Raw genomic sequence first — 19,166 nt, forward strand, 5'->3', positions numbered from 1 at the left:
TTAACTGCATACATAAAGCATATAATCCCAATTCTGGGGAGGAAAAGATGAAATTCGATTATTTAATTGTAGGAGCGGGTTTCTCGGGTTCTGTAATGGCTGAAAGAATTTCCAGCATATTGGGAAAAAGGGTCCTGATTGTCGAACAAAGAAATCATATTGCAGGCAATGCCTATGATTATTTTGATGAAAATGGAGTTCTCGTTCATAAATTTGGTCCGCATATTTTTCACACGAATTCGAAGAAAGTATGGGATTATCTTTCAACCTATACGGAATGGACTCCATATTATCACAAAGTTCTTGGTATGCTTGATGGAGAAATGGTACCCATTCCCTTTAACCTCAACTCCCTAAATCAACTATTTCCTTCAACCAGTACGAAAGCAATTGAAGATGCCCTGTTGGATCAATATAAGATTGGTGAAAAAATAACGATACAACAGCTTCAAAATAACAAAAATAAACAGCTGAAAGCTCTCGCAGATTACATTTATGAAAAGGTATTTCATGGATATACCGTAAAACAATGGGGATTAAAACCCGAAGATCTGGATCCGTCGGTAACTGGACGGGTACCTGTTATAATCTCCAGAGACAATCGGTACTTTCAAGATAAATATCAAGCGATGCCAAAGCATGGATATACTGAAATGTTTAAGAGAATGTTACACAGCCCGAACATCAAAGTATTGTTAAATACCGACTACAAAGAAGTCATTGCAGATGTTCATTATAAAAAACTAATTTTTACTGGTCCTATCGATCTGTATTTTGACTATAAATTTGGCCCATTGCCCTACAGAAGCTTACGGTTCGAATTTGAATTCCATAATAAAGAGGAATTTCAAGAAACAGGCCAGATCAATTATCCAAATGAGTATGACTTTACACGCATTACGGAATTTAAAAAATTAACACACCAAAAGAACATCCTGGGAACAACGATTGCAAGAGAATATCCGGAAGCCTTCAAAATAGGCATTAATGACCCATATTATCCGGTGCCGAAAAAAGAGCACAGGGATAAATATTTGTTATATGAAACGGAAGCGCAAAAGATTAAAGACAAAGTGATTTTTGCCGGAAGATTGGCAGAATATAAGTATTATAATATGGACCAAATCGTAGCCAGGGCACTGCACTTGTTCGATAAAGAAATTAATAGAGAAAAGGATAATTAAAGAGGAGAATAGGGGAGTTGCCATGATTCTTGTGACAGGCGGGGCCGGATACATTGGGAGTCATGTAGTCAAAGCTTTAATCATGAAAAAGTATCAGGTTATCGTAATTGATAATTTGTCAACAGGCAATCAGGAAGCGATAGATTCTAAAGCAATATTTGTAAATGGGGATGTAAGAAATCCTAAAGACTTAGAAAAGATCTTTTCGAAGTATTCTGTTCGTGCAGTTATGCATTTTGCTGCAAATGCGTACGTAGGAGAGTCGGTTGAAAAACCTGCAAAATATTATAGCAACAACGTCAATGGAATGATAGCCCTGTTGAAAATGATGGTGCAATATCATGTAAAGAACATCGTTTTCTCCTCTTCATGTGCAGTTTATGGGAAACCACCGTGCAAAATCATAAATGAAAATACACCTGCAATGCCCATTAATCCCTATGGTTGGACCAAATTAATCGGTGAGCAGCTTTTAAAAGACTTTTCATCATCCTATTCACTAAAATATATTGCTCTGCGGTATTTTAATGTGGCAGGTGCCATTGGCTCGGGAGAATTGGGAGAGGACCATACACCTGAGACCCATTTGATTCCAAATATATTAAAACATTTATTGGGCGAGACGAAAAAAATTTTTGTGTTCGGCAATGATTATGAAACAAAAGACGGAACCTGCATTAGAGATTATATCCATGTTACAGACTTAGGCAATGCCCACCTTCTTGCACTTGAAGCACTGCTGGATAACAGGGTAGCCAACAGAATTTATAACGTAGGAAATGAAAAAGGAATAAGCGTGAATGAAATCATAAAAATGTGCGAAACGATCACCGGCAGGAAAGCAGCTGTGGAATATGCAAAAAGGCGTGAGGGAGATCCTCCGGCACTCATCGCCAGTGCAGAATTATTGAAAAGAGAGTTTAACTGGAAGGCGCAGTTTGACCTGAAAGATATGATTGAATCGGCATGGCAGTGGTTTTTACATCATCCAACAGGGTATAAAAAAATCTGAATAGAAAGGGGATTATATGATATCTGTCATTACCTGTACAATTAGGGACTCTTGCATGGAAAATATTTTTGAAAATTACAGGAATCAAGATTACGATCAAAAAGAATTAATCATTGTACTGAATCAAGATAGTATGTGCTTACAAAAATGGCGTGAAAAAGCAAAGAATTATGAGAATGTGTCTGTTTATCAAGTCCCGCAGCATACCTCTTTAGGTAAATGCATCAATTTTGCTGTGGGGCACGCAAAATATGATATTATTGCAAACTTTGAGGATGATGATTATTATGCACCGGCCTATCTGCAAGATTCTCTTTCTAAATTGAAATTTACGAAAGCGGATGTGATAGGAAAGACGTCGGTATATATATACTTGAAAAATAAACAAGTATTGGCTGTATTCAATCCAGGCAATGAAAATCAATATGTCAATGATCAAACCAGCTTTGCAAAGCAATATTTGCAGGGAGGAACATTAGTATTTCATAAAGCAATTTTAAATGAAGTAAGGTTTCCGGATCAGATCAAAGAAGTAGACCGGATTTTTTGTAGAGACTGTGTAAAGGCGGGATTGAAGGTTTACTCAACCACAAAAGAAAATTTCACATACGTAAGGGAAGATGATCAAGAACAGCATACTTGGAAGGTGCCAGTGGATGTTATTTTAAGTATAAGCCAATTTATTACAAAGACAGATGATTTCAAACCGTTCGTATCGAAGCATTGATATCATAGGAACAGAGGAGGCTTGTATGGTTTCCGTCATCACTTGCACGATTAGGGATAGTTGTATGGAAGAGGTTTTCCTTAATTTTGATCGTCAGCAAGATGTAGAAAAAGAATTAATTATCATTTTAAATAAAGATAATATGGACGCTGAAAAATGGAAACAGAGAGCGGCTGATTCTTCTAGCATTTCTATTTATCAATTGCCTTCTACTATTACATTGGGGGAATGTTTAAACTTTGGTGTAGAAAAAGCAAAGTACAGCTATATCGCTAAATTTGATGATGATGATTACTATTCGCCTTATTACTTGACGCACTCCCTTCAGGATTTAAGGGATTCCAAAGCGTCCGTCGTGGGAAAAACCTCCATTTTTATGTATTTTAAAGATCAGGGCCTGCTTACCGAATTTAATCCGAATAAGTTTGGGGGGGCAGTTGCGAACAATGAGGGGACATACAATAAACATTTATTAATGGGGGGGACGTTGGTTTTTAAAAAGGAAATTTTTAAGACGGTAAAATTCAGTTCCACCAATATTGCTGAGGATGCAGCATTTTGTAAATCATGTATAGAGAATGGAATCCGTGTGTACTCCGCAACGAAAGATAACTATGTTTATTTAAGAAGCTATGAACCGGATAGCCATACATGGAGAATTAAAAATGATACGATCTTAAAATTCTGCACCGTGATTGCTAAAACAGATGATTACAGGCCTTTTATTACGAAAAAACCTATTCTCTAAATGGAAAAAATCAGGCTCAAATGGCCTGATTTTTTCGTAATCAATTATTACGTGAATAGCTGGATTGCAACGATTTGACGGCAGTCAATGATGATTGGATATCCATCCAAGATGAAAGTCGCACAGCAAGTCTTATGATCGAAACATGCGAATGTGATCTCGCCATCAAAGAACTCGTCTCCGCCTTTTAGCACGATTTGTACCAAAGCACCAGGTGTTAACTTTCTAATTTGATTACATGCACAGCCTTTACACTTGTTAGAGCTTTCTTGTTTTTTTCTGCGTTTTTGAACACTTGAGCTAGAACTTGAGCTTTCTTTTTTTCTTTTCTTCTTGTGTATAAAGCTGGAGCTAGAACTTTCCTTTTTTCTTTTCTTGTGTACAAAGCTGGAGCTTGAGCTAGAACTTGAACTTGAACTTGAACTTTCATCGCTGCAGCTGCACCCATGGTTATTAAATAATGAACCCATTACTTTTCCTCCTTATTTGTCTCCCCTACTCCTGTTATAACAGGGGGATAATATAATATATTGAGTTTTTAAAAAGTTGCATAGATAAGTACCTACTTGTACAAAAAATTAGGTTTTACTACTAGAAATAGAAAAAAAGAAGGGAGAGATCCTTCTTTTTTCGTGGCCATCATTGATTTTTTTTAGGCTTCCACGTTACTTTTCCGCACGTTTTGCAGCCCTTCTTTTTTTTCACAGGGTCAAACAATGACGGTTTGCTTTGTGATTTTTTTGATTTTTTCTGTTGGCGATCACGATATACCTTATGCTTTTGAGATTTATCCATTCCACCCACACCTTTCAGTAAGTTGATTTTATACTATTCTTTGCTGCCTCGAGTGGTATAGGTGTTTGGCTGAAAGGGATTAATGGCGGTTGAAGTTTTGCCTTGTTTTTGTTTAAACGGATTAATAGTAGATTCTGTGGTTTGTACCTTTTTAAATGGGTTAATGGCTGGCCCATTATGAAGATTTTTATTTCGTGACACAGTTGCAGGACTGCTTCGGACAGGTATAAGCTGATGAGGAGTGATGAAGGTGTCAGGCACCCTCAATTCAGGCTCGGTTTTTTCCTTTTTCATTTTTTTCGTTTCTCTTTCGCATTGCAGATCAGCGAGCAGGGGATTTATTGATCTTAAGATGTGGTTTACACCTGTCTGGAATTCTCCAAAAGAGATGGAAGCGAGGGACGAAAATGTCTTGGAGAGTCCAATCTGCAGGATGAGGTAGCTGATCCATTCAGGAATATACTCTTTCTCCCTCCATCTAAAGGAAAAAGAATAGTGATTTGATTTTCTTTTGCATAGGATGCTTTTATGGATAATGTTTTGAACCGCATTTTCGGAATTCTCGGCTGGAGTAATATAGAGGAGTTTGGAATTTTCTGTTTGAACGATGATGGGGACAGGCTGATCTGCAACAAACGAAACCGATATTGATGCTGTTGTGTTCAGTCGTGAGGGTTTTTCTTCTATAGTAACATCCGTATGCTTAAGTATTTTTTTTACACTTTCCAGGTCACTTTGCTCAAGACCTGAGACCATATAACACTGGCCAGACAAAGCCGGTTCGATTTCATGATAGTTTTCATTCCATTGCAATCCCCAGTAATTTAATAAGGGTTTTATATGCTGAAAAAAATTGGTGTCCACCTGTCCGATCTGTTTGCCTCCAAATGTAAGAATCATATTGTCTAACCTCCTAACCGCCCGAAAAATAGGCATTCATTCTTGTGTCATAACCTATCGTACTCCCATAGTATGTATGGAATCTTCAGAACATGATAAGGAAAGGAAGGGAAACTATGGGTTTAAATCATAAGAAATCGATACCGAAGGCTACCAATAGTCTCCAAGAAGAATGCATAAGGGTGCAGAAGGTGTACGATTGGGTAACAGACACATTCTCTGTAACCAAACAAGTTAGTTTCACTCCAGAGCAGATTCGAAGGATCGAAGAAGCTTTAGCGGATCCGGCTCGCCGTCCTCTGCGTCTGGCCTGCCAGACACCGGTTACTCCTCCTGCATTTCCGCTTAACGGAGATGAAACCATGGCAGCGACTGAAACATTTATGTGTGAGCAGGTGGGAGAAAAGAGAGATGTTACCGTTTCACTGAATGGCAGCTTCGTGGATGCACAGCTCGTAGAGCTTTTGTTTACTTCCGAAGTGGAAGTTGCAGTCGTCGACAGAAACGGAAAGGTTGTTACTTGTGTAAGGACCGATGCATCTGTTCTTGAACCATTCGTGTTATGTTATCCTGATGGAACGGATCTATTCTGCCGCATCACACGCATTCTTTGCAAAATTCCAACAGGAACAGTCATTCTAAACAGTCCGGCTCCAAGATCTTTCACCGTAACCATCACCTTCTGTGTCGATATCCAAATTGAAGCAGAAGTCAAACTTGAAGTGCTTGCTAAATTCTGCGCACCTCGTAACAATGACCTTTCAGCTGAAGAAAATGAAATGCTGGCTTGCCCGGAAATTGTATTCCCGGCGCAATGTCCGGATATCTTTCCTAGACCGAGCTGCGAATGCAGTGTATCAGGTGAAGCGTGTGGTCATACAGGCAGTAATGCCACGGAAGAAGGCCGTCTTAGCGTCCTTGCAGAAATCTGCCAGAACTGCAGCTTGAGTGACAGCTCATTACAATTTGCGTTTGATCAAGAAGACGGAGACATAAACAACTTTACCTTCACGGCAGACAGCTTCGATCAGGATAGTCTGGTTTGCGAACCTTCAGAAGGAAAAGGGCTGAAATTTACAGTATCAGGTACAGGTACAACCGATGAAGGTGAGGAGTTTGACTTTAATTTTGCAACCGTCAGCAAACATTCCGGAACCTTATTCCAGTTGCAGCTAGTGAATGACCGCGGTGTAACGGTATTTGAATCAGGCATTGTAAAAGTCGAAGAAGGCAATCTTGAAGTGGAGAATTGTGTGTCCTTTGACGATATCAAGATGAAATAATCTCATGAACTGTTTAGAGAGCAGGATCTCCTGCTCTTTTTTTGTATTTCAGTGAACGAATCACCCCACATTACATAAGATAAAGATGGGAGCCTATTTAGGGAGGGACACAAATGCATTCTCAAAAAGAGCGGTTGAGCTATGACCGTCTGATTGCCCGTACTGAATTTTATCAGGAAAAATCGTTAGCTCTTGAAAAAAAGCTGGTCTTTGCTGAAGAACAAATTGAAAGCCTTGAGAAAGAAGTCAACAATGCGACAAGAGAGGCCGAATTTCAGAAACTTGAAGCAGACAAGGCAAAACTTGAGGAAGAAGTCATCCAGCTAAAGGAACAGTTGGCAGATGCCCAAAGTATGGACTATAAAAAAAGAGTGGCGGATTATGAAGATTTGTTGACTGCTGTTCAGAAAGAAATTAATGAGAAGGAAATCAAATTGGAAAACAGCCTGCAAAAAATCAAGGCTTTAGAAAAAAAGCTGTCTCTTCAGGGACGTCCCGATCCTTTTTTGAAAAAAGCGGAAGATGAAGAAGACAGCATCTTTGTGAAACGGGATTATGAATGCCTATGCTTGTTTGATTATTCCATAATAATGAAGGAAGATCTGAGCGGTTTGATCAAGGGTTCATTCTTGATTGAAAATACGGGAATCGTTCCTCTGCACAACCCTTCCATTTGCTTCAGATTCCAGCCAAATGAAGCAAATGTTATAAAAGGTAAAATTTACTCGAGCGAAACGCATGAAACGAATAAGGATAATCTAGCAAACTACCAGTGGATGTTTATTGAAAATGATTGGGCGAAAGAGGCGAAAGAGCGCGGAGAACTATGGGTTTGCCCGATTCGTGACCTTTCCATTGATCCTGGTGAAAAAGCGGTTATTCAGGATTATCTCATACCATTTAAAAAAGAAGCGATTGGGAACCTGACCATAGAGGCTTTTGTATTTTTCAACAAGCAGCAATACAAGGTAAAGGCCGTTAATCATATCGCTATCAATTTTTGATCATGACCGAACCTAAAAGGAACACAATGCTGTGTTCTTTTTTAGGTTTCCTTCATAACAAACAGATCCTCCCCGTTTTTCCACTCCGCATAAAATATCTCTTTAGCTGAGTGGAAGTTTTTCTTCTTGAGCTGTTTGATCAGCCAATCTTCATCAACACCTGCGGTTGAAAGGTTATCGTAGAGAATCGTTCCATCCATGATCAAGGTAACCGGGAGTGTGGTTGCCTGTTGCTGCAGCTTTAAATCCTGGCGTGTAACCGGCTGGTTATCGCTTTTGGGAAGAACAGAAATTGAACCATTCGTCTCAAGAATGGCATATTCGATTTCCCTCAGACTGAAATACCCTTTTTGCCTGATCAGGTTCTGAAGCTGATTGATATCGATTTTGTTTTTACTCATTTGTTTCCGGTCCATTGTTCCCTTTCGAATGACAATAGAAGGAGAACCCTCCAAGATCTTGCGAAATTTCATGGATTTTTGGGTGAGAATTTCCAATGAGTACATGAGAATACCCCAAACACTGATCGCGAACAATATCATCCAGATATGGACATCGGGGTCATACATGGCATTACCAACAAGTTCCCCAAGAATGAGTGCAGATATAAAATCAAAAGGTGTCAATTGGGACAATTGTGTTTTCCCCAGTACTTTTGTCAGGAAAAATAGAGCGAAAAAGCCCACGACCATTTCAATTGTGATTGTGCCAAGGTTCATGATATCCCCCAAAAGATGCGAAATTACCGATAGTGTTCACTATTAGACTGCAATTTACTCATAAGTGAACAGAAAAAAAGCATTGGACCGATTGTCAATCAGTTCAATGCTTTTTTCATCGCCACATGAAGAATATTTGCGTCAGTAAAAGGCTCTTTTGATGTTGTGGTATATCCAAGTTTTTTATAAAAATCCTCTGCCTGTATTTGCGCATATAATGTTAACGCAGGATAGTTCAGCCGTGCCGCTTCCTTTTCCATTCCCTCCATTAGCATTTCACCAAGGCCTTGCTTGCGATGGTTAGAGAGAATGCAAACCCGTTCCACTTTTCCGCCGTCTTCAATGGGGCGCATTCGGCCTGCCCCAATTGGATGATTATTGGCATCATAGAGCACAAAGTGGGTAGCCATATCCTCAAGATGATCGACTTCGAGTTCTTCTGAAACTTTTTGTTCGTTAACGAATACCTCTTTTCGAACGGAAAGGGCATCTTTGTATGCTTCATCTTTCGAAGTAATGACTTTAATTTTCAACTTTATGCTTCCTTCCCCAGTGTGAATGTTTTATATATGTTCCAGCGGTCTGATTCTTCATCTCGTTTGAGAAGGTGAAATTCATGAACGGTTTCTTCGTATTCCGCTTCCACCATTTTCAGACGTTCAAGAACGTCGGCGTGCTCTACATCTGAAAGCTTTTGAGCAAGTGTCAAATGGGGAACGAAATTATAAGGATGTTCATGCTGAAGCGGTCCTTCGTAAAGCTTTTCATGAAGAGAGCTGAGCTCTTCGGTATTGTTTACTTTTAAATAGATGACATTGTTAACCGGGTGAAAAGAGCTGACCCGAGAAATATGAATTTTAATAGGAGGAGAAGTCTTGGCCACATTTTCAATATAACTTACAATTTCATTAATTTCAGAATCGCTCGCGACAAACGGATCCTTCAGGGTAATGTGAGGGTCGATGATCGAATAATGAGGATCATAACGTTTGCGGTACGAATTTATTTTATCTTTCAGGTCTGTAGATGGGAAAATGGCAATACCATAGTTCATTTGATTTTCCTCCCTTATCTTTTGGATTAGTATATCAAAAATTCTTATAACTTCACAAATTGAATTATTTACTGTAAATAAACTTTAATGCAGGAACCAAGTTCTTCTGCCAATCCGACCAAAGATGGTTTCCTTCGAATTCTTCATATCGATAGTCGAATCGTTTGCTTGCAAATTCCCTGGCCAATTGCCGGTTGGGTGTCAGAAAGTCCTTTACACCGCTAGGCGATTCAAAATCGTCTTCTTTTGTTCCTACAGCGTGGTAAAGCTTCAGCAATTCATATCCTGAAAAGGAATACAGAAGGTCCAGCACCTTCGGATCAATAAAAGGTGACTGCAAAATCAACTGGCCAAACGTACGTGGAAAGGTTAAACCGCAAACAAGTGAAATATACCCTCCTAGTGAATCACCAATCAAGCACATGCCGGAACCCAGGAGAAAAGTGTTGAATTCTTGATTAATGTAAGGTGGCAGTTCTTTTGACATAAACCTCAGGTAGGCGGCATGTTTTGATCCATTTGGGTGGTACTTTTCATGTCTGTCCTCTCCGCGTTGATGAGCAATTCCTATAATGACTAAGGGCTCAATATCCTGTGACTGAATCAATTCATCCGCTGTGGATGCGAGTCTTCCCAACTGAAAATAATCCGGGCCATCCTGCGCGATCAGCACCGGGTATTTTTTTAAGGTGGTAAATGACGGTGGATAATAGACCAATAGAGGAACCTGTTCGTTCAGCTCCTTGCTGTTCAGGGTTTGTTCCTCGATAGTACCTTTAAATGGCATACTGGATTCTCCTATCTTGAAAAGAGCGCTTTCATAGCATTCGTTTTATTTTATCATACAGTGGTATAATGTAATCAAGATTTTATGATTATTGTGCAAAAATCCAAGGAAAGCACAAGAGGTGAACAAAATGACAAAGAGAGTACACAGCCGGGATGTAGAAGCAGCCGCGAGAGCAATGCTTGCTGAACGAGGTGTCACCATACCGGATATTGCTGAAATTGTATTTGAAATGCAGTCACCGTTCTCTCCTAAATTAACGATGACCGAGTGTATTGAAAGTGTAGATAAAGTACTGACAAAACGGGAAATTCAGCATGCTCTGCTCGTGGGCATCGAACTGGATAAATTGGCAGAGAAAAAAATGCTTTCTGAACCATTGCAGTCTATTGTTGAAATGGATGAAGGCCTTTTTGGCGTGGACGAGACGATTGCGCTAGGAGCGGTTTTTGGTTACGGAAGTATTGCAGTAACCACATTCGGACATCTAGACAAGTACAAACTGGGAATCATCCGAAAGCTGGATACGAAAACAAATGAAGGTGTCCATACATTTCTTGACGATCTGGTTGCCAGCATTGCCGCCAATGCCTCCAGCCGTCTTGCCCATCGGCTGAGAGACCAGGAGGAGCGATTGACCATGGAAGAAATCGCTCTGAACGACCAGGAAGAAAAAATAGGCTAACAAAGCTGTCCTAATCAGGACAGCTTTCCTTTTACCCATTTTTCCAAATAGACTGACCAAGTATAGCTTATCTACATATGGTAATAATGTGTAAACTTTAAAGAAGGGAAAATGCATATGATAAATAGAATGTACCCGTATGGCCAGGGGGCAGGATATGGTTATGGACAGGGAAGCAATCCGAACATGTATCCAAATATGAACTACCCTAATCCTAACATAAGCCCAAATATGAATTATCCGGTCAGCCCCAACATGAACTATCCGGTAAGTCCTAACATGAATGTGAATATCCCAATACAGCCTAAAATGCCAAATATGGGCTTTGACAAGTATCCAAAAGAGGAGAAAAAGACCGAAGTCAGCCCGGTGGAAGAAACGAAAGCGAACAACTTCCTCGGTACTACAGATACTCTTTCAGTCTGTCCTTGCCCGCCTGGTGAAAATGTTTGGGCTTCACTGGTCAATCCGGCAAGCTCTAACGTTGATATCTCCCTGCAGCGGATTACCATCTCAAATATGACCTGTAATCCAATGGTCGCTAAAATCTTTTTCAAGCCGACGCTGCCGTTTAACGGCAAAATGTCTTCAAATGTAACACCGGCTGATCTCACAAAAAATCCACCCGATCGGCCAAAAGGACAAATCCAGTACGGAATTCTCCCTAATTCACCTGTCAATGGAACAATCGCTGCAACACGGGTAATACCGGCCAATACTTCGATTACTGTAGATCTCGATGGCCTGTGGGTAATCGGCCAGGGAACAAACGTTATGGTTTACCTGACCGCACATTGTAACGACTGCAATTTAAGATCCGTTGTTTCCTTTGAGTGGGAAGAAAAATAAAGGACCCAAAAATGGCCCTGATCTTCAGGGTCTATTTCTTTTTAAATGTTTTTTTGTCAAAAGGGGTTGTCAAGATTGCTAATTATGAGATATAATTCTATTTGTCCGATACATAATTAATTGATCCGATAGCTCAGCTGGGAGAGCGCTACCTTGACAGGGTAGAGGTCGGGGGTTCGAACCCCTCTCGGGTCACCATACATACTTTAAGCTAAACAAGCACAGAGTTCACATCGTGGACTCTTTTTTGCCTTCTTAGGACGCTGTACATGGTTAACTCCAGACAGTGAACTAAGGAGGTTTTTTTTATGGCTTCAATTGAAATGATTCAAAAGGAGTTCCTTGCTGAGAAGAAGTACCAAGGACTCACATCCAACTCACTCCAGTCTTACATTGATTTCTTTAAGCTTTGGAATGATTGGCTAACTCAAGAGGGACTTGAGAGAATTGACCAGCTCAACAGTAGGAACTCAAAGGCTTTTCTCATGTGGTGCATGGAGGAGAGAGGAAACAAACCAAAGACAGTAAACACGAAGTTAAAGCTCATGAGGGCTTTCTCAAAGTGGCTTTGTGAGGAGCAACTCATTGAGATTCCTTTTACCAAAGGAGTAAAAGCACAGAGAGAGGATGACTCACCAAAGATTCTTGCTGAGGGAGACCTTAGAGATGTACTGAGACACCTGAGAAGACAGCATAGAAGAGAACATAGCTTTACAGCACGAAGGAATTACACCCTCATTCTTTTCTTGGCTGGTACTGGTTTAAGGCTCTCTGAGTTGTGCTCATTGAACTGGAATGACATTAACTTTGAGGATTCACTCATTACCATTAGAACTAGTAAGTCAAGAAGGACTCAATCAGTGCCCTTGAGTGACAGCCTGAGAGCGGAACTCTTGGATTACAAACATTACCTTGAGAAGAACTTTGAGAAGCTTCCTTTATCAGTCTTTTGCACGAAGGAAGGAAGACAACTCAGGAAAGATTCAGTTCAGAACGTGTTCAAGAGGTTAAGAACCAGTGTTGGACTTGAGGGGTACTTCTCACCGCATACACTCAGGAACTTCTTCATTAAAGGTTTGTTAAAGGGAGGAGCCAACCTCAGACAGGCTCAACTTTTAGCCAGGCATTCTAAGATTGAAATTACGAGACAGTACGTTGGCTACTTTAGCCATGAATTGAAAGACTCTTTAGATGAAACAAATCCATTAAGAGGATTACTTTAAGGGAGGAACTCAAAAATGATGATGAAAATTAACCGATTAGGAAACTTACTTGTTGTTAAAGTCCTTGATACAGATTTTGTTCTCAGAGTTCACTCCTTTGGGGTAGAAGCCTACATTGTGACTGATGGAGTACAATCTGCTTCTCAGGAAGTGCCAGCTACAGGGAGGGAGCTTCTGGAGGTTACTTGTGAGACTCTCCTTGAAATGGTACTCAATGAGCTGTTCTTAGACCTTGAAGAGGGAACTGATGAACTAGTGGATGCTCTTCAAGATGAAGTGCAAGGGTACTTAGTGAAGCTGGTTCAAGAAGGCTCTAATGCTCCTCGGTTTGTTTGTTGAGATGGAACACATGTACTTCCACTCACCGATCAAAATGTGGAAGAAAGGAAACAGGATTGTAATTGTGGTGGAACTCCTTGAAGCTGTTCTCTCGGTTACTCCTGAGAGTCACCCTAGACAGTTTGCAAAGCTCCAGAGGATACTTGATGGAGAGGAAGTTTTACCCTTCATTACGTATACCATTACTATAGAAGAAACAGACTGAGCTGGCTCATTACGAGCTGGCTTTTTTTGTTTGACCTCACAGGAAGCCCTCTGAGGAGCCTAGTTAGTTACCCAACTTGTAGCATTAGCAGAGCAGTAAACTCCTCACAGAGAGCCACTGAGAGCCTTGTTTAATGTGTACTCAGCAGCTTACTTCCCCATGTACGCCTTGGAGTTTTTCCACCTGAGGACCAGACAAGTAGACTACACGATTCGTAACCTACATGAACCCTGTACAGTTGGTGTAGCGTCCAAGTTAACCGCATGAGAGCGGGCTTTCTCATTGTTACTCTTTGAGTTTAACTTGAGAGCTGGCTGGCTCAAGGTGAGACTCCAAAAATTATGAAAGGGTGGGGTACTTCTAAACTCTCATGTAGACATTTTTAGATGAGGTGAATTTCACAGATGTCACTTTTAAAAAAAAAATCCCCCCAAGAGTCAAACTTGGGAGGGGTTTAAAGAGGAGCCAGTTGCTTTAAATTAACCTTTATTTTCAGGTTCAACGTGTTAAAATTCCTTACATGCCTTAATTTCGTCCTCAATCTGTTCTAAAAGCTCCTCAAGGTATTTTACAAGGTTGCTTTCCTTAGCACTAAGGAGCATTGCCCGCTGTATTGAACTATTTACTCTGAAATCAAGCTCAAGTTTAAGCCATTCATCCTTTTCTGATGCATTTAAACCTTCAAGAACATTTTTTTCTTTCAGCTCTTCAATTCTAAACTCGGCTGACAGGTACTCGTAATCTAACGTCTTGTACAATTGTTTGAAGAAAGATTTCTTATCAATTAATTCTAACTGAAATCCTATGTCTTCAATTCGATCTAAATATCGCCAATTATCTTCATCCAGAGCTATAAAAGTTATTGTTTCCCCCTTTTCTTGTTGCTCCCCTGAGCTAGTCATTTCAAAAGCTTGCTCCAGGCTATAAATCATGTTTCTTAGTTCAATTTTCATTCGAGCCAGAGCAGGTAACTGATTAATTTTTTTAGATCTCATACTTTCTTCCATTACCAATCTTTGTTCCATTAGTGATATTTCAGTTTGTTTCTTTAATTGTGAGCTGGCAACAAAGTAAGCTACAACTGCACTGACAATTCCTCCTGTGTAGTTTCCCCAGAAAGAGAGCCAATTGTCTGAGCTCCCAAACACTGAAGGTACCCTTGCAAGGAACAGTGTGTAGTTAACCAATACTGGAAACAGTAGAATTGAAGCTACAGAGATGATTATTGTTTTTGGACTTAAACGAAACATTGTATTTCTCCTTTATCGTGTGTTTTTACTTAGAAGCAAAAAGGAGGGGCTCCCTTAGAAGCTCCACCTCAAGTAGTTCATTCCTTTTCAAGCATTCTCTCAAAGCAACCTTCACAAGTACTCATTTCACGTTCTTTCCAATCACGAAGTACAGCTCCACATTTAAGGCATGTTTCAAGATGACGTGTTCTGTCTTGTTCTTCGATAAGTTTATCCTTTTCTCTACCCATGATGTTTCCTCCTAGTTTTAGTCTTTACTTAGCGCTTCAACAAGCTTCTCGTTTTCAGAAGGAGAGTCTGTATCAATCTTGAAGATAAGGTCAGCAATCATCTTTTTTAGTTCAATGATGTTTGTTGCTAAATAGCCATCCATTCTTGAGCTGGTTAACTCGTAAATTCTACCGCTTTCTAAGTCATGGAGTTTGTTTTTAATGTCTAAAATTTCCCTACTGTACCTCTCAGTGATTCCTAGTACTTTTGTGACTTCTGTCTCACTCATTAGTTCCTCTCCTCAGATTAAATTCTATGTAACCACTACTTTAGTTCTGTAAATGATTTCTAATTCCTTCTTGTCTGTGAGTTGTAACTACTCAGTTAAAACTTTTGTAGGACAAACTGAATTTGTTTAACCTTTTCAATGTCTTTATTAATTATTTTTAAGAGTCGCTCTAGCTCCTCGATATAGTTTTCGTCCTCAAGCTTAACAAATCCGTTTTTTTGAGCGTTTTCCATCTTAGAGTATTCTTCTCTTAGAGTAATCCAATCAGCATGGTCTTGAGCATTATGAGAATCAGTAGCCAGTGATATTTCAATCTCTTCAATTCTTACCATTACAGAGGGGTATGGATAGGTCAAAGCATTAGAAAATTCTTTATAAAAGCTTTTGCACATAATCAAATTAGCTTGCAACTCAATGTCAACCAATCGATCTAAATTCGCCCAGTTCTCCTCTTCGATTGGTTCAGCAGGGTATCTTGTGAGGTCTCCAAAGATTTTGTCCACTTTTAACTCTTCAAGCTTATGTTTGGAGTCCACAGCAAACTTTAAGGTACTAATGATTTTTTCTAATTCAATTTTAAGACGTACCAATGCAGGTAATTGATTAAGTATCCTGTCTCTATTATCTTTTTCAATATCTTTCTGAGCTTGTTTATTTATCTGATTTACTGCTACATAAGTAGCAACAATAGCACTGATAATTCCACCTGTATAGTTCCCCCAGAAGGAGAGCCAGTTATCAGCATTTCCAAACACCAAAGGAAGTCTTCCTAAAAACACTGTGAAGTTGATAACAACAGGAAAAGCCAAAAAGATTAACGCATACTTGAGCACACTCTTTGGAGTTAATCCAAACATAAAATATCCCCTTTTCTTCTCTGATAACAGAATTATACACTTAAAAAGGAAATATTTACTATGCTCTTTTAACCTTTACTCTTATAAAGCCACTTTCTTTTTTCCTTATCATGAATTATTAAAAGAATAAATGAGGTGGATAAATGGAGGGACTCTTGAGGACTTCAAAACAGATACCTTTATTATAGAATTACTATAATAAGAGTATCCTTTTTCAATTTACAACTGAGATAGCTGCTCTTCAAAATTCCTACTCAAAAATAATTTATAATATTTCTATTCCTTTGATACCAACGGTTTTAAGCTTATAAGTCCAATTTTTGAAGGTTGTGAACCAGCAGTGTACTAGACAATTCTTGCACATTGTTAGTGTAGGAACAAAAAGTGTGTAAACACTTTGCTGGTATATATAGTGTAGGGAGCTTTTCTGAGACAGCTTAAATAATCCAGCTTATCCTCAGAGCTGGCTCTTTTGAAGTGTTTTGTATTCACTGACTGAGTTAGCACTAGCTAGCTCAAACCATCATGTACTCTCCCAAAACAGAGTACTCTGAACCAGTTCACTCTGCCATGATTCCTAGTCAGGGGGAGCGGAGGAGCTGGCTCATTAATCATTCCAACCCTAGAGGTTGGTTCATTGGGTAAGACCTCTTTCATTAGTCCCTCTTTTGAGGGGCTTTTTTATGTGGTTATTACTCAATGATTCTAAATTAATAAGCAATGGAGGTGTAGAGGTGAGAACAAGAACTTACCGTCTCTCGATTGATAAGCATTTAAAAAAGAGTTCTATGAGCCAGAATGAACTAGCAAGACGATTGAGTATGACTAGTGGGAACCTTTCAGTTTTGAAAAGTAGGGACACTGTTTCTTTAAAAGTGATTGCTAGGTTAATGGATATTTTTGAACTTAATTCAATGGAAGAGTTATTTGAAGAGATAGAAATTAAATAAGTAAATGAGGTGAAACCCGATGAAAATAATTGCAGACATAGGAGATAAGAGTTCAATGGACTTGGTTTTCTCTGGAGCTGGGTTTGATATTGACGCAATTGATAAAGCACTTCATTTCAGAGAGATTCTTCATAGCAGAGGACTTGAATTGTCAGATGATGAGTTCAACTTCTCAAGAGCAGTTTTTGGAGCCTGGAACTATGAGGGGCAAATGGTAACTGAGATGGCTGTCTGTGCTCCTTGTGGGTTTGGTAAGTCAACCATGTTGGAAGTCTGGGCAACACATAACCATAAAAACAAAACAGCTCCGTGGGGTGGAATTATTGCAAAGTTTAAGAGGAGTCAAGTTGAAGAGTTCTGCCAAGCGATAAACACACAAGCTGGTGAAACGATCGCATTCCCGCTCCTCGGAAAAGATGAAAATATGACTCACTCAGAATACTTAAGACAGTTTGAGCTTCAGAAGCGTTTTCCCATTTTAGTAATGACTCATAAAATGCTTGAGTTGCTTACTGTCCAAGAGAAGCTCACAGAATTCACGAAATGGTACGACTTCGATGGAGACGCTAGACGGAGAACTCAATTGTTCATTGATGAGCGACCAAATTTTATAAACACAGAGAGCATGAGCCTTGAAGAAATAGAACGTCTTGTAGACCTTGTAAGGGGTGTCTCCCTTGATACTGATGGCTATGAGAAGCCTTATTACTATAAAGTAAGAAAAACTTCTGAAAAGCTAAGAGAAGCGCTTCAAAAGCCAATAAACAAGGGTGATGAAAGACTCTTCGAGGTTCCCCCTACAGAGCCATTTTTCAAGATTGAAAAGGAGTTGTTTTATGATTGGTTGAGCAGGATGGATAAGCTTGGCAATAACTACAACCTTCTTGGAGCTTTTGCTGAAGTTGTCTCAAGAGGTGGCTCTGTTACAGTCAACGATTCTGGAACAACCATTCACATTGGGAGAAAAGTGTGGAAGGAAATTAGTTTTATGAATACTTTCATTCTTGACTCAACTGCTATGAACGATAAGCATTATGATGTGAAGCCATTCAATAGAATTGCTCCAGTGTTGCCAGAGAATGCGTACAAAAACCTTACTATTCACAATTGCTACAAACACAACATTGGAAAGGATTTCTTCAGTACACATAAGAAGGGTCTTAAGAGAACTTCAAAACTGGCTCGTGAAGTGGCTCAGAAACACAACAAACTTGCGGTGGTAGTTTACAAAAAGTTTTACAACAGCTTTTCAACAGAGCTGGCTCCAGAAGTTGAAACTGGAAATATTAAGCTCAAGTACTTTGATGATGAGCGGGCTTCCAATGAATTTAAGGATTGTGACGCTATTTTGTTTCTTGGAAGGTTGCACAAGGGAGACCCATACTACATTGAGTACACAAAACTTCTGACTGGTAAAGACGTTAATTACAAGAGCCGGACTCAAGGGGGAAAGACTTACCTTGATACTGATGTTCAAGACTTCTACCAACAGGACTTAGTAACTGACAGAATACAAGGCTTAGAGAGAACAAGGAGTTATAAGAGCAAAACGCCAAAGACAGTCTACATGTTCTCCACATATGAAGAGTTTCCTCAATTAATTCTGGAGGACTTGAGAGGAGCAACTTTGAAGAGTTGGGAGCTTCCATTCTCTTTAACTGATAAGGAGCAGAAAGTTACTGCAAAGAGAAAATTTATGGAATGGCTTGAGAGGTTCACTGATTCAAGTGTCCAAGATGTGAAGTGTAAAGAGGTTTATGAAAAGGTACTAAATACCTCTGAACCTAATTGGAAGAAGATGAAAAAAGATAGAGAAATACTGGCTTTAATGAATGAACTGGGAATTTACTTTAAAGGCCAAAAAATACTCAAGAAATAATGGAGGTTTTACCCAATGGATAAATTAACAATTGATGAAGAAATTGAAATTGCAAAAGGGAACTTAAAAGGGCTATACAATTATGGTGACTGTGGAGAAAGAACACTATTTTGGCTAGAAAGATTAGAAATGTTGAAGAAGCTACAAAAGGACACTCAAAAGGCTTCCTGATAGTGGTTAAATTTAAGACTTGCCACGTACCCCTGTGAGATTAACT

General features: G+C 39.5%; 24 protein-coding genes and 1 tRNA gene. 15 read left to right on the forward strand and 10 right to left on the reverse strand.

Translation table 11 applies throughout. The annotated features are described in order from the left end of the window. The first annotated feature begins 47 nt into the window (after positions 1-47). From glf to BLT53_RS04120, 4 genes are read left to right on the forward strand one after another with little or no spacing between them, the layout of a single operon-like run. The gene (glf, locus tag BLT53_RS04105) at positions 48-1,184 is read left to right on the forward strand and encodes a UDP-galactopyranose mutase (protein ID WP_090232985.1); all 1,137 of its coding nucleotides are present in this window, start codon (positions 48-50) and stop codon (positions 1,182-1,184) included. 22 nt (positions 1,185-1,206) lie between these two features. Next, a complete protein-coding gene (gene galE, locus BLT53_RS04110; RefSeq protein ID WP_090232987.1) occupies positions 1,207-2,196 on the forward strand; it encodes a UDP-glucose 4-epimerase GalE in 990 nt (329 codons plus the stop codon). Between the two features lie 16 nt (positions 2,197-2,212). Next, positions 2,213-2,923 carry a glycosyltransferase family 2 protein gene (locus BLT53_RS04115; RefSeq protein WP_090232988.1) on the forward strand — a complete coding sequence of 237 codons (711 nt, stop codon included), beginning with the start codon at positions 2,213-2,215 and terminating at the stop codon, positions 2,921-2,923. 25 nt (positions 2,924-2,948) lie between these two features. Beyond that, positions 2,949-3,671, forward strand: coding sequence for a glycosyltransferase (locus BLT53_RS04120; protein WP_170834231.1), 723 nt, complete (start codon positions 2,949-2,951; stop codon positions 3,669-3,671). Positions 3,672-3,718: 47 nt separating this feature from the next. Here the strand turns inward: BLT53_RS04120 and BLT53_RS24640 are convergent, their stop codons facing one another. Next, positions 3,719-4,141, reverse strand: a complete 423-nt coding sequence (locus tag BLT53_RS24640; protein ID WP_139168367.1) for a hypothetical protein — start codon at positions 4,139-4,141, stop codon at positions 3,719-3,721. 358 nt (positions 4,142-4,499) lie between these two features. After that, positions 4,500-5,366: a hypothetical protein gene (locus tag BLT53_RS04130; RefSeq protein WP_090232994.1), complete on the reverse strand. Its 867-nt coding sequence runs from the start codon at positions 5,364-5,366 to the stop codon at positions 4,500-4,502. A 116-nt stretch (positions 5,367-5,482) separates the two neighbouring features. Between BLT53_RS04130 and BLT53_RS04135 the strand changes: the two genes are divergently transcribed. Both BLT53_RS04135 and BLT53_RS04140 read left to right on the forward strand, forming a co-directional pair. After that, positions 5,483-6,649, forward strand: a complete 1,167-nt coding sequence (locus BLT53_RS04135) for a BMQ_0737 family morphogenetic spore coat protein (RefSeq protein ID WP_090232995.1) — start codon at positions 5,483-5,485, stop codon at positions 6,647-6,649. 113 nt (positions 6,650-6,762) lie between these two features. Then, complete coding sequence (locus BLT53_RS04140) at positions 6,763-7,653, forward strand: coiled-coil domain-containing protein (RefSeq protein WP_090232997.1); 891 nt, start codon at positions 6,763-6,765, stop codon at positions 7,651-7,653. Positions 7,654-7,694: 41 nt separating this feature from the next. On the opposite strand, the gene BLT53_RS04145 is transcribed toward BLT53_RS04140, so the two are convergent. From BLT53_RS04145 to BLT53_RS04160, 4 genes are all read right to left on the reverse strand, one after another. Further along, complete coding sequence (locus BLT53_RS04145) at positions 7,695-8,375, reverse strand: DUF421 domain-containing protein (RefSeq protein ID WP_090236687.1); 681 nt, start codon at positions 8,373-8,375, stop codon at positions 7,695-7,697. Between the two features lie 95 nt (positions 8,376-8,470). Beyond that, positions 8,471-8,905 (reverse strand): GNAT family N-acetyltransferase, encoded by a 435-nt coding sequence (locus BLT53_RS04150; protein WP_139168369.1) that lies wholly within the window; start codon positions 8,903-8,905, stop codon positions 8,471-8,473. Between the two features lie 2 nt (positions 8,906-8,907). After that, positions 8,908-9,426, reverse strand: coding sequence for a 2'-5' RNA ligase family protein (locus BLT53_RS04155; RefSeq protein ID WP_090232998.1), 519 nt, complete (start codon positions 9,424-9,426; stop codon positions 8,908-8,910). Between the two features lie 64 nt (positions 9,427-9,490). Next, the gene (locus BLT53_RS04160) at positions 9,491-10,213 is read right to left on the reverse strand and encodes an alpha/beta hydrolase (protein WP_090233000.1); all 723 of its coding nucleotides are present in this window, start codon (positions 10,211-10,213) and stop codon (positions 9,491-9,493) included. A gap of 130 nt (positions 10,214-10,343) precedes the next feature. Between BLT53_RS04160 and BLT53_RS04165 the strand changes: the two genes are divergently transcribed. The 6 genes from BLT53_RS04165 to BLT53_RS04190 all read left to right on the forward strand — a co-directional run bounded on the left by BLT53_RS04165 (position 10,344) and on the right by BLT53_RS04190 (position 13,514). After that, entirely contained in the window at positions 10,344-10,898 is a 555-nt protein-coding gene (locus tag BLT53_RS04165; protein WP_090233002.1) for a phosphatidylglycerophosphatase A family protein, read from the forward strand. 117 nt (positions 10,899-11,015) lie between these two features. Then, positions 11,016-11,747, forward strand: coding sequence for a DUF6143 family protein (locus tag BLT53_RS04170; protein WP_090233003.1), 732 nt, complete (start codon positions 11,016-11,018; stop codon positions 11,745-11,747). 122 nt (positions 11,748-11,869) lie between these two features. Next, positions 11,870-11,945, forward strand: a tRNA-Val gene (locus BLT53_RS04175). Between the two features lie 110 nt (positions 11,946-12,055). After that, complete coding sequence (locus tag BLT53_RS04180; RefSeq protein ID WP_090233005.1) at positions 12,056-12,970, forward strand: tyrosine-type recombinase/integrase; 915 nt, start codon at positions 12,056-12,058, stop codon at positions 12,968-12,970. 15 nt (positions 12,971-12,985) lie between these two features. Further along, positions 12,986-13,309 carry a hypothetical protein gene (locus BLT53_RS04185; protein WP_090233006.1) on the forward strand — a complete coding sequence of 108 codons (324 nt, stop codon included), beginning with the start codon at positions 12,986-12,988 and terminating at the stop codon, positions 13,307-13,309. Next, the gene (locus BLT53_RS04190; RefSeq protein ID WP_090233008.1) at positions 13,287-13,514 is read left to right on the forward strand and encodes a hypothetical protein; all 228 of its coding nucleotides are present in this window, start codon (positions 13,287-13,289) and stop codon (positions 13,512-13,514) included. Before BLT53_RS04185 ends, BLT53_RS04190 begins: the two co-directional genes overlap by 23 nt. 506 nt (positions 13,515-14,020) lie before the next feature. Here BLT53_RS04190 and BLT53_RS04195 read toward each other — a convergent pair. The 4 genes from BLT53_RS04195 to BLT53_RS04205 all read right to left on the reverse strand — a co-directional run bounded on the left by BLT53_RS04195 (position 14,021) and on the right by BLT53_RS04205 (position 16,120). Next, a complete protein-coding gene (locus tag BLT53_RS04195; protein ID WP_090233009.1) occupies positions 14,021-14,764 on the reverse strand; it encodes a hypothetical protein in 744 nt (247 codons plus the stop codon). A 77-nt stretch (positions 14,765-14,841) separates the two neighbouring features. Next, entirely contained in the window at positions 14,842-14,994 is a 153-nt protein-coding gene (locus BLT53_RS24925; RefSeq protein ID WP_170834232.1) for a hypothetical protein, read from the reverse strand. 17 nt (positions 14,995-15,011) lie between these two features. Beyond that, the gene (locus BLT53_RS04200; protein WP_090233011.1) at positions 15,012-15,263 is read right to left on the reverse strand and encodes a hypothetical protein; all 252 of its coding nucleotides are present in this window, start codon (positions 15,261-15,263) and stop codon (positions 15,012-15,014) included. 95 nt (positions 15,264-15,358) lie between these two features. Next, the gene (locus BLT53_RS04205; protein WP_090233013.1) at positions 15,359-16,120 is read right to left on the reverse strand and encodes a hypothetical protein; all 762 of its coding nucleotides are present in this window, start codon (positions 16,118-16,120) and stop codon (positions 15,359-15,361) included. 683 nt (positions 16,121-16,803) lie between these two features. Between BLT53_RS04205 and BLT53_RS04210 the strand changes: the two genes are divergently transcribed. From BLT53_RS04210 to BLT53_RS24930, 3 genes are read left to right on the forward strand one after another with little or no spacing between them, the layout of a single operon-like run. After that, positions 16,804-17,070 carry a helix-turn-helix domain-containing protein gene (locus BLT53_RS04210; RefSeq protein WP_090233014.1) on the forward strand — a complete coding sequence of 89 codons (267 nt, stop codon included), beginning with the start codon at positions 16,804-16,806 and terminating at the stop codon, positions 17,068-17,070. Positions 17,071-17,089: 19 nt separating this feature from the next. Then, positions 17,090-18,949, forward strand: a complete 1,860-nt coding sequence (locus tag BLT53_RS04215; RefSeq protein WP_090233016.1) for a hypothetical protein — start codon at positions 17,090-17,092, stop codon at positions 18,947-18,949. A 15-nt stretch (positions 18,950-18,964) separates the two neighbouring features. Further along, the gene (locus BLT53_RS24930; RefSeq protein WP_170834233.1) at positions 18,965-19,120 is read left to right on the forward strand and encodes a hypothetical protein; all 156 of its coding nucleotides are present in this window, start codon (positions 18,965-18,967) and stop codon (positions 19,118-19,120) included. The last annotated feature ends 46 nt before the right edge of the window (positions 19,121-19,166 follow it).

Origin of the sequence: Fictibacillus solisalsi (assembly GCF_900103485.1) — a bacterium.
GTDB classification, from domain to species: domain Bacteria; phylum Bacillota; class Bacilli; order Bacillales; family Fictibacillaceae; genus Fictibacillus_C; species Fictibacillus_C solisalsi.